The organism is Halorutilus salinus (assembly GCF_026242195.1).
In the GTDB taxonomy this organism is placed as follows: domain Archaea; phylum Halobacteriota; class Halobacteria; order Halobacteriales; family Halorutilaceae; genus Halorutilus; species Halorutilus salinus.
This window is the reverse complement of the sequence record NZ_RKLV01000004.1, coordinates 143,750-159,143: the sequence shown is the minus strand read 5'-3', so window position 1 is coordinate 159,143 and position 15,394 is coordinate 143,750. Positions and strand designations below refer to the sequence as shown.

General features: G+C 61.9%; 17 protein-coding genes and 1 tRNA gene. 7 read left to right on the top strand and 11 right to left on the bottom strand.

Annotated elements, in window-relative coordinates; genetic code table 11:
• Window positions 1-28: 28 nt before the first annotated feature.
• Complete coding sequence (locus EGH25_RS05440; protein ID WP_266086632.1) at window positions 29-943, top strand: cation diffusion facilitator family transporter; 915 nt, start codon at window positions 29-31, stop codon at window positions 941-943.
• Here EGH25_RS05440 and gatE read toward each other — a convergent pair.
• Together gatE and EGH25_RS12110 are read right to left on the bottom strand one after the other, a co-directional pair.
• A complete protein-coding gene (gene gatE, locus EGH25_RS05435; protein WP_266086631.1) occupies window positions 925-2,787 on the bottom strand; it encodes a Glu-tRNA(Gln) amidotransferase subunit GatE in 1,863 nt (620 codons plus the stop codon). The genes EGH25_RS05440 and gatE overlap by 19 nt on opposite strands.
• 37 nt (window positions 2,788-2,824) lie before the next feature.
• A complete protein-coding gene (locus tag EGH25_RS12110) occupies window positions 2,825-3,817 on the bottom strand; it encodes a VRR-NUC domain-containing protein (protein ID WP_266086630.1) in 993 nt (330 codons plus the stop codon).
• Between the two features lie 76 nt (window positions 3,818-3,893).
• Here EGH25_RS12110 and EGH25_RS05425 point away from each other — a divergent pair, with 76 nt between their 5' ends.
• Window positions 3,894-4,478, top strand: a complete 585-nt coding sequence (locus EGH25_RS05425; protein WP_266086629.1) for an MBL fold metallo-hydrolase — start codon at window positions 3,894-3,896, stop codon at window positions 4,476-4,478.
• Here the strand turns inward: EGH25_RS05425 and EGH25_RS05420 are convergent.
• The 4 genes from EGH25_RS05420 to EGH25_RS05405 form a co-directional block, all read right to left on the bottom strand.
• Window positions 4,475-4,744 carry a ubiquitin-like small modifier protein 1 gene (locus EGH25_RS05420; RefSeq protein ID WP_266086628.1) on the bottom strand — a complete coding sequence of 90 codons (270 nt, stop codon included), beginning with the start codon at window positions 4,742-4,744 and terminating at the stop codon, window positions 4,475-4,477. The genes EGH25_RS05425 and EGH25_RS05420 overlap by 4 nt on opposite strands.
• A 29-nt stretch (window positions 4,745-4,773) precedes the next feature.
• Complete coding sequence (locus EGH25_RS05415; protein ID WP_266086627.1) at window positions 4,774-5,187, bottom strand: desampylase; 414 nt, start codon at window positions 5,185-5,187, stop codon at window positions 4,774-4,776.
• Window positions 5,188-5,539: 352 nt separating this feature from the next.
• A tRNA-Pro gene (locus EGH25_RS05410) sits at window positions 5,540-5,613 on the bottom strand.
• Window positions 5,614-5,640: 27 nt separating this feature from the next.
• Entirely contained in the window at window positions 5,641-6,210 is a 570-nt protein-coding gene (locus tag EGH25_RS05405; protein ID WP_266086626.1) for a DUF7524 family protein, read from the bottom strand.
• 63 nt (window positions 6,211-6,273) lie between these two features.
• On the opposite strand from EGH25_RS05405, the gene EGH25_RS05400 reads away from it, so the two are divergent.
• A complete protein-coding gene (locus EGH25_RS05400; protein WP_266086625.1) occupies window positions 6,274-7,659 on the top strand; it encodes a cryptochrome/photolyase family protein in 1,386 nt (461 codons plus the stop codon).
• Window positions 7,660-7,668: 9 nt separating this feature from the next.
• Here EGH25_RS05400 and EGH25_RS05395 read toward each other — a convergent pair whose 3' ends face one another.
• Complete coding sequence (locus EGH25_RS05395; protein WP_266086624.1) at window positions 7,669-7,848, bottom strand: methytransferase partner Trm112; 180 nt, start codon at window positions 7,846-7,848, stop codon at window positions 7,669-7,671.
• On the bottom strand, window positions 7,845-9,155 hold the full coding sequence (locus EGH25_RS05390; protein WP_266086623.1) for an adenylosuccinate synthase: 1,311 nt from the start codon (window positions 9,153-9,155) through the stop codon (window positions 7,845-7,847). Before EGH25_RS05390 ends, EGH25_RS05395 begins: the two co-directional genes overlap by 4 nt.
• A gap of 116 nt (window positions 9,156-9,271) precedes the next feature.
• Here EGH25_RS05390 and EGH25_RS05385 point away from each other — a divergent pair, with 116 nt between their 5' ends.
• Window positions 9,272-10,333 carry a M20/M25/M40 family metallo-hydrolase gene (locus EGH25_RS05385; RefSeq protein ID WP_266086622.1) on the top strand — a complete coding sequence of 354 codons (1,062 nt, stop codon included), beginning with the start codon at window positions 9,272-9,274 and terminating at the stop codon, window positions 10,331-10,333.
• A gap of 43 nt (window positions 10,334-10,376) precedes the next feature.
• Window positions 10,377-10,841, top strand: a complete 465-nt coding sequence (locus tag EGH25_RS05380) for a hypothetical protein (protein ID WP_266086621.1) — start codon at window positions 10,377-10,379, stop codon at window positions 10,839-10,841.
• Here the strand turns inward: EGH25_RS05380 and hpt are convergent.
• Window positions 10,838-11,389 (bottom strand): hypoxanthine/guanine phosphoribosyltransferase, encoded by a 552-nt coding sequence (hpt, locus tag EGH25_RS05375; RefSeq protein WP_266086620.1) that lies wholly within the window; start codon window positions 11,387-11,389, stop codon window positions 10,838-10,840. The two genes, EGH25_RS05380 and hpt, sit on opposite strands and share 4 nt — an antisense overlap.
• Window positions 11,390-11,444: 55 nt before the next feature.
• Complete coding sequence (gene coaBC / locus EGH25_RS05370) at window positions 11,445-12,635, bottom strand: bifunctional phosphopantothenoylcysteine decarboxylase/phosphopantothenate--cysteine ligase CoaBC (protein WP_266086619.1); 1,191 nt, start codon at window positions 12,633-12,635, stop codon at window positions 11,445-11,447.
• Between the two features lie 100 nt (window positions 12,636-12,735).
• On the opposite strand from coaBC, the gene EGH25_RS05365 reads away from it, so the two are divergent.
• Both EGH25_RS05365 and EGH25_RS05360 read left to right on the top strand, forming a co-directional pair.
• Entirely contained in the window at window positions 12,736-13,287 is a 552-nt protein-coding gene (locus tag EGH25_RS05365) for an SRPBCC family protein (protein ID WP_266086618.1), read from the top strand.
• A 9-nt stretch (window positions 13,288-13,296) separates the two neighbouring features.
• Window positions 13,297-14,211: a UbiA family prenyltransferase gene (locus EGH25_RS05360; RefSeq protein WP_266086617.1), complete on the top strand. Its 915-nt coding sequence runs from the start codon at window positions 13,297-13,299 to the stop codon at window positions 14,209-14,211.
• Here the strand turns inward: EGH25_RS05360 and EGH25_RS05355 are convergent.
• Window positions 14,205-15,371 (bottom strand): iron-containing alcohol dehydrogenase, encoded by a 1,167-nt coding sequence (locus EGH25_RS05355; protein WP_266086616.1) that lies wholly within the window; start codon window positions 15,369-15,371, stop codon window positions 14,205-14,207. The genes EGH25_RS05360 and EGH25_RS05355 overlap by 7 nt on opposite strands.
• Window positions 15,372-15,394 lie beyond the last annotated feature (23 nt).

Below are 15,394 nucleotides of genomic sequence, written 5' to 3'. Positions count from 1 at the left end.
TTTTGGGTTATGGGTACGGTTTGGTCGTGTGGCATCAACCAAACGCGTCGTAGTCGCCGCTCTTATCGCCAACTTCCTTATAGCCATCGCCAAGTTCGCGGCGTGGAGCATAACGGGGAGTTCAAGCATGCTGAGTGAGGCGTACCACTCGGTGAGCGACACGGGTAATCAGGTTCTTCTGCTCCTCGGTATGCGTCTCGGTAGCAACGGCGCGTCGCGTGAACATCCGTTCGGGCGCGGAAAGGAGCAGTACTTCTTCGCTTTCGTCGTCTCGGTCATACTGTTCGGGGTTGCGGGGTACGCGTCGCTCCGGCACGGATACCACAAGTTCGGCGTGGAGAGCGCCGGTACAAACTTCACGGTAAACTACGTCGTTCTCTCCGCCGCCTTCGCGTTCGAGGCGTGGGCGCTCAAGAACGCGTACGCGGGTGTCAGACGCGAGATGACCGAGAAAGGCTTCGGTTCGATCGTGGAGGCGTTCAGGAAGTCGAAGGACGCGCCCCTCATAACCGCGCTCACCGAAGACGCCGTCGCCCTCGCGGGTATCATAGTCGCCTTCGCGGGCATCGGTCTTACCGACCTGACGGGAAACAACGTCTACGACGCTATAGGGAGCGTTCTCATAGGTGTTCTTCTCATGGGGTTCGCGCTCGCCCTCGCATGGGAGAACCGTGGTCTGATAGTCGGGGAGGGCGTCACCAAGGGCGAAAGGCGTGAGCTTATCGACGGTGTCGAAACGACCGACGGTGTCGTCTCGGTGGTCGACCTGCGGACGCTCCATATGGGACCCGACAGCGTTCTCGTCGCCGTCGAGGCTGAGTTTGAAGCGGGTATGGCGACGGAAGAACTGAAGCAGGCGACGGACAGTGTCGAGAAAGCCGTGAAGGATACGTTACCCGAAGCCGACAGTATCTACGTCGAGGCTCAGGAGACGCGTTCCTGAAGCTTCTCACGCAGTACGTCGGAGACGAGTTCGCCGTCAGCCTTTCCGCGCATCTCCTCCATGACAGCCCCCATGAGACCGCCCATCGCCCCCATGCCCTCGTTCTCGACGTAGTCGGCGCGTTCGTCAAGTATCCCGTCGACGACCTCCTCAACCTCTTCGCGCGCGGCGCTGTCGAGACCGAGTTCGTCCGCAACGTCGTCGGGTTCACCGCCCTCTGCGACGCCACGTAGGAGTTCGGGGACGCCTTCCTTCGCCACCTCGTCCTCATCGACGAGCGCGAAGGTTTCGAGTAGCTCTTCGTCTTCGATTTCCTCGACGGGGACGCCGTCACGACGTAGGTCAACGAGGGTTTCTTCGACCGTCGAGGCGACGAGCGAGGGTTCGTATCCGCTTTCGACGGCTTTCTCGTAGACGGGCATACGCGCGCCGTACGCGACACGTTCGGCGAGGTCTTCGTCCAAGCCGTGCTTCTCGGCGTACCTCTCGGCGCGTTCGTCGAGTAGTTCGGGCGGTGAGACTTCGAAGCCGTCGAGCGCGACGGGGTAGACATCGGTTTCGGGGTACATACGCGCCGCGCCGGGCAGAGGACGGAGGTACGACGAGGTGCCGTCCTCGTTCGCGTCACGCGTCTCCTCGGGCACGCCTTCGAGCGCCTGTTCGGCGCGTTCTGCGACCGCCTCGACAGCGTTCCACGCCGTCGCGTCTTCGTCGGCTACGATCGCCACGGCGTCGCCGGATCCGGCGTCGACAGCGTCGCGTAACGCCTCCACCTCGTCTTCGGAGACGCCGTAAGCGGGGAGTTCGTCGGTATGGAAGACACCGCCAGCGCCGCGTTTCTTTGCGCGGTCGGAGAGTTCGGTTCCGAGTCTGCGGTCGGGCTGTATCTCACGTCCCACGAGACCGTCGAAGCCTTCGAGAACGACGGCGACGACCGAACCGCCGTCGGAGACCGCTCCGTCTATAACGCCCGATCCGGTTTCCTCAAAGACCTCGGTGACATCGTACGTACCGCAGACGGACGCCCCGCGTTCGTTTAGCTCGTCGGCTATCTCGACGAGTTCATACTGGCGACGTGCCTCGTTCTCGACCATCTCACCTATGGCGCTCAGATCCTGCACGCCTTTCATCTCTATACGTGCGCCTTCCTCGATCGAGACGTTGAGATCCTGACGCACGGTGCCGAGACCGCGCTTTACCTTTCCGGTCGAACGTAGTACCATACCTATACGTTCCGCCGTCTCCTGCGCCTGTTCGGGCGTCCGTATGTCGGGCGCTGTACCGATTTCGACAAGAGGGACGCCGAGACGGTCGAGGGAGAAGACAGGTCCTTCGTCGGTCTCGCCGAGGCGTCTCGCCGACTCCTCTTCGAGCGCGAGAGCGTCGATACGTACGTCACCTTCGCTCGTCTCTACGACGCCGTCGTGAGCGAGTAACGCGGTGCGCTGAAAGCCCGTCGTGTTGGAGCCGTCTATAACGATCTTGCGCATGACGTGTGCGTGATCGACACGCCCCATACCGAACGTCTCGGCGGCTTCAAGGGCGACGGAGACGGCGTCGCGGTTCATCGGACGCGGCGGCTCCTCGTCCTCCTCTACGAGGCAGGTAGTGCCGTACGCCTTGTACGTGAACTTACGGTCGACACGGCTCTCTTCGAGCGCCGCCTCGTCGACCTCACCGAGTTCGCTCCGTGTCGGATGTAGGTAACGGCGGAACGCATGCGTCGACTCTTCCTCGTCGCGTACCGTCGTCGGACAGTCGCAGAAAAGCTTCGTCTCGGTATCCAACTGCTGGTGTATCTCCAGACCAGCCTTCAGACCGAGTTCCTCGTAGTCGTGTTCCATGTTCGTGGGTGGAACGGACGCGTCAAAACAGTACCGTTCACCTCCTGTCGAAGACAATGTCGTCAGGTTCGCCGCGGAGAACGTAGACGCCGAATCCGTGTGACTTGAGATGTGCGACGACTCTCTGTTGGTCGCGCGACAGGTTGCTCGACGCGCGTTTTACCTCCACGAAGACGTCGGCGTCGGGTCGCCATTCACCGCCGAACGAGCGTTGACCGTCGCCGCGTACGAGGAAGTCGGGGACGCCGGCAAGACCGTCGGTCTTACGCGCGATCTCGTCCGCGACGCCGGGGTAGAGACGTACGATTGCCGGCTTTCCCCGTCGAACGTTGATGTTGCGGTCGTCGCACCAGTCGCGGAAGTAGTCCTCAAATCCACGTCCTTCCTCTCGGCTGTCGGCGGCGCGCTCGCTCGCCTCCGAAACACCGCGCTCCTTCGCCATATCCCAGACGCGTTCCTCGATACGGAGCCTACGTGTGGCGCGGTGTTCGGCGAGCGTCGGAAACTCTTCTGTCACACGGTCGTCAACGTCGGCGCGTTTCCGTATACGGTTCGCCTCGACGACGTGGCGCGCGAGCGCTTCGCTGACAGCACCGCGTATACGGCCGTCCGTCCTTGTCTCCGTGTCGATAACAGTCCCACGCCGACCCGTCCCGGCGTAGACGTGACGGCTCTCCGAACGTTCGGCGCGTGCGAGTTCGCGGGCGTGGTAGTCACCGATAAGGTCGCGTGCTTCCGTAAGAGGCGATACATCCGTGACGGAGACACGTACACCGCCGGAGCCGAGTTCCCCGGCGACCGATCCCGCCAGTTCGTCCGTCTCTTCGACCGACGAACCGCCGACGACGAAGCTTCCCGTCCCGTCCTCTGTACGTACGTCGACGACGCCGGATACGCGGACACGGTCGAGGCGGTCGACGTAGCACGCGAAGCAGGCGGGTAAGGGAGAACCGTCGGCAGAGAGGGCGTCTGTCACCGCGAAGGCTTTGTTCCCGCAGTCGGCGCAGTCGTCGTCTGTCGGACGGAACACGTGTAGGTTAGCCTTCGAGGGAGCAAAAGCGCGACGGAAGGGGCATGGTCTTTAGGCGTCGTCACATAGTCGACCTATGCGCGTAACGAACCTCGCCGAAGGCTCCACCGAGTTCACGTCGAACGCTTTCCTCGTCGAACCCGACGTCGAAGGGCGGTCGGTACTCGTCGACGTAGGTAGTGACGACACCGTTCTCGAACGTCTACGTGACCGTGGTGGTATAGACACCGTCGTTCTGACGCATACACACGGCGACCACGTCGGTATACTCGACGAGGTACGTGACGGCTTCGGTGTCGGGACGTGGGGATACGATGCGTCGTCGCGTTACGTCGACAACCCCCTCGCCGAGGGCGATACGTTCGAGATGGGCGGCGCGGGGTTCACCGTCTGGCATACACCGGGTCACAAGGGCGACCATATCTGTCTCTACTCGCCCGAAACGGGCGTTCTTTTCGCGGGCGACCTCGTCTTCGCCGGCGGCTCTTTCGGACGTACCGACCTCGACGAAGGCGACCGCGCGACGCTCGTCGGTAGTACCGAGAAGGTTCTCGAAAACGCCGACGGTATAGACGAGCTACATACGGGACACGGTCCGTCGGTGTACGAGAACGCAAGGAAGCACGTCGAAGCGTCGCTCAGGAACGCGCGCGGACGTTAACCGCCGCTCGCCGCGGGTATGATACGTATCTCGTCGCCGTCACCGACCTGTGTGTCTACACCGTCGATGTCACGTACGTCCTTTCCGTTGACGTAGACGTTGATGTACTCCTTGACCTCGCCGTTCCCCAAGACGTTGTCCTCAAGCTCCGAACCGTACTCCTCGGTGTACGCGTGAACCGCGGCGAGTACGGTGTCGCCGTCGACTTCTACGTTTCTCGAACCGCCGGTTTCGCTCAGGACAGCCGGTATACGTACCGTAGGCATGTCCGGTATAGGCGTCTGAGACGCAAAAATCAATCGGAATCGACGACGACCTCTTCGTCATCGAACGCCTCACCCGTCCATCTCCACGAACCCACGAAAGGCTCGTCGCGTCCGAGTGAGACGATGACGTAAGAGTGTCGGGGCCAGTTCGCGCGGTCGGCGTCCGTCTCGCTCGGCTGTCGGGGTCCTTCAGGATGCGAATGGTAGAAGCCGACGACATCGCCGCGCTCCTCAACGTCGTCTATGGCGGCGAGCTGATCCTCCGGCTCCATCAGGTAGTTGACGCGCGGCGTCTCGCTCACGTTCTCAACGCGCCGCACGAACTCGACGCGCGCCTCGTCGCCGTCGTGTCTACCGCCGAGTACGCCGCATATCTCGTACGGCTTCCCTTCGCGTGCGTGGTCGATAACCTCATCGTAGGCATCGGGTGTGAAACTCACCATGTTCGTTGTAGACGGGCGCGTTAGTAGTAGGTTGCGGAGAAACGAAGCGTCGTGAGACGTACGAACACAGATTCGAGAATCGGAGATTTGCGGGCTGTCGAGATTCGCTCGACAACTCTATCGTGCCCACTCAGATTGGAGTGGGACGGCGCGGATTTGAACTTTGGTCGTTCCGTTCGCTGTGCTCACTTCACTCACGAGTTCAAACCGCTTGCCCATTCAGTCGCTCGTAAAAGCTCGCTCCTTCATGGGACGTTCGCAAATCGAAGATTTGCGAGCACACAAAGATCTACGATTTTGGGACGTATACGAGAAATCGGAGATTTCTCGTCTGCCCCAAAATCTACGATTTTGGGACGGCGCGGATTTGAACCACGGTCTGTGCCATCCGAAGGCACAAGGATACCCAAGCTACCCTACCGTCCCTCGGTCGGAATACCGACGAAGCGCACCTTAGTCTTTCGGTCTCAGACCGTCGGAGTACCGGCTGAGGAACCAGACGAAGCCCGCGCCGAGGACGGCGAAGGCGGCTACGACGACGCCGACCACCTGAAACCCCTCGAAGACGAACGAGAAGACGAGCGAGAGGAGCGCGGCGAGTCCGAGCACCAGAACCACCGCAACGTCGACGCGGGGTATCTCATCGTCGCCGGCGTCGGGCTTCATAGGCTGTGACAGCGACTCGTCGATGTCGACGCTCCCCTCGGTTTCCTCGTCGCTTTCGTCGCCGACGGTGAGTTCGACGGTCGCTGTGTCGGAGCCGTAGTCCGACGTTACTTCGAGTTCGCCGTCTACCTTACCGGGTGTCGGTCCGACGACGACCTCGACGGTCTCGTCGTCCTCGACGTAGACGTTGTTCGCCTCCGCCGACACGTACCTCTCGGCGTCGCCCTTTACCGAGAGATGGACATGTTTGGGCGATCCGTCGTTGACGATCTTGACCTCGAAGCTATCGGTGGTGCGCAGGACGGACGACACGGGACGGACGCCTTCTTCGTCGAGGTTGACGAGGAGTCTTGTCACTGTTTATCCCGTTTCGTCGGGATCCGTATTAAGCTTCATGTTGTTGGGTTCCGTGTTTGGTACATGGATATACACTGGCACAGACGCGACCTGAGGGTTGCGGACAACACAGCGCTGTCGCGTGCCTCAGAGCCTCTGCCTGTCTTCATCCTCGACGACGGTGTGCTCGAACACGCGTCGCCGGTTCGTGTCTCCTTTCTCCTCGACGCGTTACGGTCGCTCCGCGAGGACTACCGCGCGCTCGGAGGGGATCTCGTCGTCGAACGCGGCGATCCACGGGAGGTTCTACGGCGCCTCGCCGACGAGCACGGTGCCGATACGGTCGTCTGGAACCGCGACTACTCGCCCCTCGCGCGCGAACGCGACGACGAGGTGGGCGAAGCGCTCCGTAACTCGGATGTCGGGACACGGACGTTCGCCGACGGGGTTCTACATGAACCCGACGAGATATTCACCAACGCGGGCGACCCTTACTCGGTCTTCACCTACTACCACCGCAAGTGGGAGGAGCGCGAGAAGGACGAACCGCGCGACAAGCCCGACGAGGTACGCAACCCCGCCGTAGGGGGGATACCGACGGTCGACGAACTCGGCTTCGACAGCCCCGAACCCGACGCTCCGGAGGGGGGCACGGGGACGGCGCGTGAACTCCTCAACGGCTTCCTGTCCGACGGTGTCTACGTCTACGACGAGGCGCGCGACTATCCCGCTCGCGGGTGTACGTCGCGCCTGTCGCCCCATCTCAAGTTCGGTACTGTCGGCGTGCGCGAGGTGTGGGAGAAGACGCAGAGCGCGAAGGAAGATGCGGAGGACGACGAAGAGCGCGAGAGCGTGGAGGAGTTTCAGGCGCAGTTGGCGTGGCGAGAGTTCTACACACAGGTTCTGTACCACAACCCGTCGGTCGTGACGGAGAACTACAAGACGTACGAGAACCGTATAGACTGGAGGAACGACGAAGACGAGATACGCGCGTGGAAGCAGGGCGAGACGGGCTACCCTATAGTTGACGCAGGGATGCGACAGCTACTCGACGAGGGCTACGTTCACAACCGTATACGTATGGTCGTCGCGTCGTTCCTTACGAAGGATCTCCTCGTCGACTGGCGCGTGGGGTACGGCTGGTTCCGCGAAAAGCTCGTCGACCACGATACGGCGAACGACAACGGCGGATGGCAGTGGGCGGCTTCGACAGGTACGGACGCACAGCCCTACTTCCGTATATTCAACCCCATGACGCAGGGAGAGAGGTACGACCCGGACGGTGAGTATATCAAGAGGTACGTACCCGAACTCCGCGACGTGCCCGCCGACAGCATACACACGTGGCACGAACTGGGGGATGAGGAACGTGACGAAGCCGCTCCGGGGTACCCGGCACCTATCGTCGACCATTCGGAGAGACGCGAGGAGGCGCTCTCTATGTTCGAAGAGGCGCGCGGCGACGACTGAGACGGGAGGCTAACGCGCCTCAGGCGGGAGCAGGTCGGGTATACCGTCGTCTACGGCGTACGTCTCGTCGCAGTCTTCGCAGTAGAGCGTACCCTCGACGACCTCGCCGTCCTCCTCACGCGTCGCGTCGAGTTCGAGTTCGCCCTTACAGACGGGGCAACACAGGAGTTCCATCAGATCTTTCTTCATACTTCACCAAACGGGTTCTCGCGGATTATAGTTTGCTCTCTCGCGGGACCGACGCTGACGGCGTAGAACTGAGCGCCAACCTCGTCTTCGAGGTACTCGACGTAGTCGCGCGCCTCGGCAGGTATGTCGTCGTAGCCCTCGACGGAGTCCCAGTCGACACCGTCCCATCCGTCGAAGTCACGGTAGACGGGTTCGCAACGTTCCCAGTCGTCCATGTCGGCGGGCATCTTTTGGAGTTCCTCGCCGTCGAGTTCGTACGCCTCGCAGACGCGGACGGGGTCGAGTCCTTCGAGTACGTCGATGCTCGTCAGCACGCCGCCGGTGAAGCCGTTGACGCGCGCGGCGTGGCGCACCATCGGAAGATCGAACCAGCCGACACGTCGCCGTCTGCCGGTCGTCGTGCCGTACTCCTCGCCGACCTCCACGAGATGGTCGCCTACGTCGTCTTCAAGTTCTGTCGGAAGGGGTCCCGTCCCGACGCGTGAGAGGTAAGCCTTCATGATACCGACGGTTTCGCGGAGACGCGTAGCACCGACGCCGGTTCCCGTCGAAGCACCGCCGACCGTCGTGTTCGAGGATGTCAGGTACGGGTAGATTCCGTGGTCGATGTCGAGCGACGTTCCCTGCGCGCCCTCGAACAGAACGTCGTCGCCGGCGTCCATACGGTCGTTTATGTACCCGCTCGCGTCTAAGACAGAGCCGCGGAGACGTTCGCCGTAGGCGACGTACTCGTCGTGTATCTCATCGACATCGAACGCGTCGGCGTATCCGTTCTCGTCGGTGTCGATACCGAAGACCTCTTCGACGAGAGCGCGTTTCGTAGGTACGACGTATTCGAGCTTCTCGCGCAGTGCGTCGGGTTTGAGCAGGTCGAGAACGCGGACGCCACGTCTGCCAACCTTGTCCTCGTACGTGGGTCCTATGCCGCGTCCCGTCGTACCCGCCGCCATGTCGCCCTTGGCGTCCTCCTCCACGCCGTCGATGACACGGTGGTACGGCATGATGACGTGCGCGCGCTCCGAGACGCGCAGGTCGGGTTCGACGCCGCGTTCACGTAGCTTGTCGGTCTCTTCGAGCAACACGCCGGGATCGACGACACATCCGTTGGCTATCACGGCGGTCTTTCCGCGCACGACGCCGCTCGGAACGTGGTGTAGCTTGAACTCCTCGCCGTCCGCCACGACCGTATGTCCCGCGTTGTTACCTCCCTGAAAACGCACGATAACGTCCGCGGACTCGCTGTAGATATCGGTTATCTTGCCCTTACCTTCGTCGCCAAGCTGAGCGCCTACGATGGTCACGCCCACTGTGTACACCTCATGATGATTGCCCTCAGCACCTTGTGAACGCCCCGGTTAGTAAGTTTCGAACCGAGGCGGAGGTATGGCGAAAGTTTGAGTACGGACGCGCACGCGTTTCGTACGTGAACACCACCGACCCCGTCGAGTTCTTGGACGACACGGTTCGTATACGGAGCCACGAATCTACCGAAGAGATGCGTGACTACCTTCTCGAAAACGTGTCGGGGACGCGTGAACATCCGTCGGGGTGCGTGGTAGCCGAAAAAGGCGAGGGAGACGAGACGGTCGTCCTGAACAGCCATATGGACACCGTCGCGCCACACATCGCGTACGGACGCGACGGCGACGTGGTACGCGGACGTGGTTCGTGCGACGCCAAGGGACCCCTCTCAGCGATGGTCTCTGCGTACGAACGTTTCGACGCGGTCGACGCGCGTACGGTGCGTCTCGTCGTCTCCCCCGATGAGGAGACGTTGTCACGCGGTCTACACGACTATCTGAACGCCGAAGGCGGAGGCTTCGACTTCGCGGTCGTCGGTGAACCCACGTCCCTCGATGTCTGCACGGCGGCGAAAGGTCGTTTTGAGGCGACGGTCGAACTCCACGGCGAGAGCGCCCACGCCGCGGGTGACGGGGGTACTAACGCCGTCTCGTGCGCCGCGGAGGCGGTAGGTAGGCTCGAATCCATCGAACCGTCGTACGACGAACTCCTCGGCGGGTCGCGTCTCACCGTGACGCGTATCGAAGGCGGCGAGACACCGAACCGCGTGCCTGAGAATGCGACCCTCAGAATCGACCGACGTCCGGTTCCCCCGGAGACAGCCGAGGGTTTCGTGTCTCTCGTCGAGGAAAGCCTCGACGGTATCGACTGCGGCTACGACGTACGTCTCGCAGACCGTCCGACGCCGTTTCTCGAAGCGTTCCGTACCGACGAGGGCAACGGTCATGTCCGACGTTTCCGTTCGGCGGTCGAGGAAGCCGTCGGCGGGACGTGCGTCCGACCTTTCGGTGCGGCGACGGAGGCGTCTTACCTCGCCCGTCACGCGCCCGTCGTCGTCTTCGGTCCCGGTGGTATACAGGAGGGAGACGGGACTCCCATCGCCCATTCGGAGCGCGAGTACGTCGGCGTGGAAGAGGTGCGGGGTGCGGCGGAGGCGTTGACGCGTTTCCTCAACAACGAATGAGTTAAGACGGAACCGTCTTTCTACGCCACAGGGGACACGAAAGATGTGGAGCTGGGTTTTCAGGGGGAAGAGCCAGATGTTGCTCGTGGGATTGATGCTGTTCGTGGTAGCGACGGCTACGTTACAGCTTGTGGAGTACACGGGGAAGCTCGACGAAGCCGAGAAGGCGGTACCGAGTACGGGGTTCAGGTACTCACACGAAACAGCGACATACGCGAACGACGGCGTGTCGAACGGTACGGCTGTCAAGGTCAGGCTCGTCTTCGGTGGTTCGATAAGGTACGCGAACCTCTCGGTCAAGGTCGGGGGTGAGACAGCCAAGACATGGAACGGAACCGGCTACGAGGAAGTCGCGGAAGGGACAGGCTCATGGGACGCCGGCGAAGCACTACGTCTCTCGTGCCACGGCGACCCGTGTGAGGCGATAGGTAGGAACGATACGGTTAGGATCAGCCGTATATACTCGGATACCGAGATAGGTCTGTCAAGCCACACCGTCGGGGGCTAACCGACGACGACCTCGCCGTCCTCTACGTCGGCGCGCACCAGAGATTCAACATCGAAGCCGAGTTCGGGTGGCTCGCCCTTCTCTATAACAACGACCGTATCGACGACCTCCGCACCCGCGGATTCAAGCGCCGCATGTACGGCGGTCAACGTGCCGCCCGTCGATAGTACGTCGTCGACGAGGAGGACGCGGTCACCGTCCTCAACGGCGTTTAGGAACATCTCACCCTCCGAGTAACCCGTCTCCTGCGCGAGCGAAACCTCGCCGTCGAATCCGTACTCACGTTTACGGACGACGACGAGAGGTACATCGACGGCGAGTGAGACGGCGGTCCCTATATGTACGCCCATGGCTTCGGGTGCGACTATCTTGTCTACCCGTTCAACGTCGGCGCAACGTACGACGCCGACGACAACCTCGCGCATCACGGCGGGGTCGAGAGGCGGTACGCCGTCGGTGATAGGATGAACGAAGTACTCGTATACCTCACCGTCCTTCTCCTTGCGTACGATAGGCGCTTCGAGCAACGACCGCTTCAGACGTTCCATACGCGACGAACGCGGACGGTGCGCAAAAGGATTGTGTCCGGCGACGGTATCCGTGTTACAGACGCTGTTCAACGGCGTCAAGTATACGTCCCGCGACATCGCGTTTGTCGCCCTCCGCCGTCTCGCCCTCTTCGTCGGTTAGTATCTCGACGGTCGTCTCGTCGTCGCCCATCACCGACGCGTCGTTTGCGACGATGAGATCGAGACCCGCGCGTTCCATGACGGTGCGCGCCTCCTCGGCGAGCGTGTCACGGTCAAGATCTGTCTCAGCCTTGAAGCCAATGATGAACGCGTCAGGAACTTCTTCGCGTACCTTGTCGATGAGCTTAGGTACCTTCTCCATCTCAAGAACGAGATCCTGACCGCTCTCTATCTTCGCGTCGGCGGCGTCGACGGTGTAGTCGCTTATCGCCGCGGCGGAGACGAAGATGTCGCAACCGTCGCGTACCTCGTCGAGCGCGGCGTCTATCATATCACCCGCGCTTTCGACGCGTCTCTCGTCGGCGTAACGCACCTCGCCGTCGTGGTTGTGTACGATCGTCACGTCCGCGCCGCGTACGTACGCCTCCTTGGCTATCGCGCGCCCAGTCTTCCCCGACGACCGCGTCGTGAGGACGCGCACGGGGTCGACCGCCTCCTCGGTACGTCCGCTCGTTACGACGACGCGTTTACCCGCGAGAGGACCTTCGGAGAGCATACGTTCGCACTCCGTGGCGATATCCTCCTTTCCCGCCAACTTCGCCTTGTCCTCCTCTATCTTGGGGGGTATGAGGTTGACGTCCCAGTCGCGGAGCTTCCGGAGGTTCTCAGCCACACCCGGATGGTCGTACATAGGCTCGTGCATCGCGGGCGCGAGAGCGACAGGTACGCCGCTACCGAGAGCCGTCGTTGCGAACGTCGTGACGGGCGTGTCGTCGATACCCGACGCTATCTTTCCCACGGTGTTCGCCGTCGCGGGAGCGATGAGGAACAGATCCGCCTCCGCGCCCGAACGGAACTCCTCGAACTCGCTTTCGACACCGCCGCAGAAACGGACGTGTTCGACGTCGCCCGTGATACGCGTCACCACGTCGTTTCCCGACGCGAACTCAAGCGCCCATTCGTGTACGATACTGCGCGCCGCGTCTGTCGTAACTGCGTGTACCTCCGCGCCGCGCCGCCGGAGTTCGTGTATAATCTTGACGCATTCGACGGCGGCGATACTACCCGTGACGCCCACGGCGACCGTCTTTCCTTCGAGACCCATTACGCGGTACAACGCGCGCTTCGTCTTTAATCCTCAGGAAACCGAACGCGACACGAGGGTTTCGGCGGGTTTTTTTATGCGAAAGACGTATCGAAGAACGATGAAGAGAGCCATCATCGAGGGCACGTCGTACGCTCCGGTTGGCGATATCTACGACTTCTTCATGGACTTCGAGAACTACGTCAAGTACAGCGAGTACGTCGACGACATACGTGTCGTCGGGAACGGCGACTATCCGGAGTGGGAGATGGACTTCCGATGGTGGGTGATACGTTACACGACACGGTCGAAGCTCGTCGACTACGAGGAGAACAAGTACATAGAGTGGAAGGTGACCAAGGACGTTGACATACACGGAAGATGGGAGTTCGAGAAGGTGAGCGACGAGGAGACGGAGGTAAGGCTCGAAATCATGTACGACCCCAAGGGCGCGACCAAGGTCAACCCGTTGAGCTTCCTACCGACCGAGAGGCTGATACAGGTCGCGCGTCCCGTCGCCGACAGACACGTCTCCAAGGTTCTCCGACGTGTCGCCGACGAGATAGAGGGTGAGCCACGTAAGGTCGACTACACGATACGTCCGGGGGGTACGGAGGGGGAGGACGAGTTCCTCGCACTCGTACCTGAGGAGAAGCTTGAGGACACGACTTAGCGAGGGATAATGGGGAAGTACGCGCGCAGGCTACGTCTTCTCGTCGAAACGAGCCGCCCGCAGTTCTACTTCGTCCCCGTCTACTTCTACGTCTCGGCGTTCGTTATACTCGGCTCCGAGATCACGTTGCCCGTTGCTGTACAGGCGGTGTCGCTTAGCTTCCCCCTTACGCTTTTTATAAACGGCGTCAACGACATATACGACACAGAGGCGGACGCACTCGACGACCTGCGTAAGGAGGGCGAGACGGTCGACGACAGGTTCGACGACGTCTCGACTCTCCGTCTCTACCTCGCGGTCGCCGCAGGTGTCGTCTTAGCGGCGTCGCTCCCTTTCGGCGTCCAAAACACCGTCTTCGCGGGCGCGATGCTGTTCGTCGGGTACGTCTACTCCGCGCCGCCTCTACGTCTCAAGGAGCGCCCTCCGCTCGACAGCCTTTCGAACGGCGTTATCGCCGTGGCGCTCGCCTTCCTCCTCGGCGTGACCACCTTCGCGGATCCGGCTGAGGTGGCGCTATGGACGTACGCCAAGGTCGTTGTACTCACTCTCGGTATCGCCGCGGCGCACGCCTACTACGCCGCGGTAGACTACGCACCCGACAAGGAAGCAGGTCTCGACACGGTGGCTACACGGTACGGCAGGAGAACGTGTGTCGTGTCTGCGCTCGTCGTGGTTGTTCTCAGCTACTTCGTCTTCGCGCCCGAACTGGGCGTCTACTTCGAGGTTATCGTCGTCTACATCGTCGCCCTGCTCGTCTACGCACTACGGGATCCGGAGCCTGAGAGGATGCACAGAGCCGCCAAGCTGATCTATCCCGGCTTCATCGTCGCCGTACTCCTTTTCATCGCCTTCGACGCCGAACCCGTCCGTGTCAGCCTCGAAGCCCTCGGTATCGAGTTCGCCGTAGGTGGCTACGGTCAGTAGGCGTTCTCGATTATATCCGCCACGTCCTCCTCGTCGACCTCGATCGGGTTGTTTCGGAGCGCCGTACCCATGTACGTCACTGCGTTCTCGGCGAGCGTCTGGGGCGAGGCGTCGACGAGTTCACCGACCGAGGCTTGGAGACCGAGGTCTGCGACGAGTTCGTCCACGGCGTCGACGACGAGATGGGCGTCCAACTTGCGGTCGGCGATAGGCGCGCCGAGCGTCTCGGCTATCTCGCCGTACCTGCGTTTGGTTTCGTCGTCGCCGTTCTCGACGTTGTAACGCGCGACCTCGGAGGCGACGGATGCAAGGGCGTCACCGTGCGCAACGTCGTGCCCGAACGCGCTTATCGAATGCGCGACCGCATGGGTAGCGACAACGCCGCTGGTCGTCTCACAGAACCCCGCGAGTGTGTCGGCAACCGCCATCGCGTCGCGCGACCCCGACGAACCCTCGACGGATCTGCGCAGGTGACGGTTGACGAGATCCATACCGCGGAGGGCGTGCGCGTCGGTGAGTGCATCCGCACCCTTGGCGACGTACGACTCGTTTAGATGGCAGAAGGCGTCGAACCCCGTGCGCGCCGTGAGCGACGCCGGCATCTCGTCGGCGATCTCGGGGTCGACGACCGCGGCGCGCGGAACGAGAACGTCGCCCCCGAAGCCGACCTTCGCGTTCTCCTCCGTGTACGTCACGACAGACCAAGGGTCGACGTGGCTACCCGTACCGCTCGTCGACGGTACTGCGACGACGGGGAGGGCGTCTTGCATAGACCTTTCGCCCGAAACATAGCCCCAGATCCCTTCGGCTGTCGGGGTTCCGTCGAAAGTCGCCAGCGAGATCGCCGTCGCCTTCGAAACGTCCATAGGGCTTCCGCCTCCGAGGGCTACGACGGCATCCGCGTCACCGCCTGCGTCGGCGGCGTCGACCACGTTTTCGACCGTCGGGTTGGGCTGAACGTCCTCGAAGACGGTGGCGTTCACACCCGCGCCTTCGAGCGAGGTGAGTACGTCGTCAAGGAAGCCGGCGTCCTGCATCGCGTTACGCGTCGTGACGACGAGCGCCTCGTCGCCGTACCGTGCGGTGAGTTCGCCGGCTTCGTCGCGTCTTCCGCGTCCGAACATTACGTCTGTGCGCGAGCCCGAGTAGTCGAAGTTCATCGTACACGGGTTGGTGCGCCATC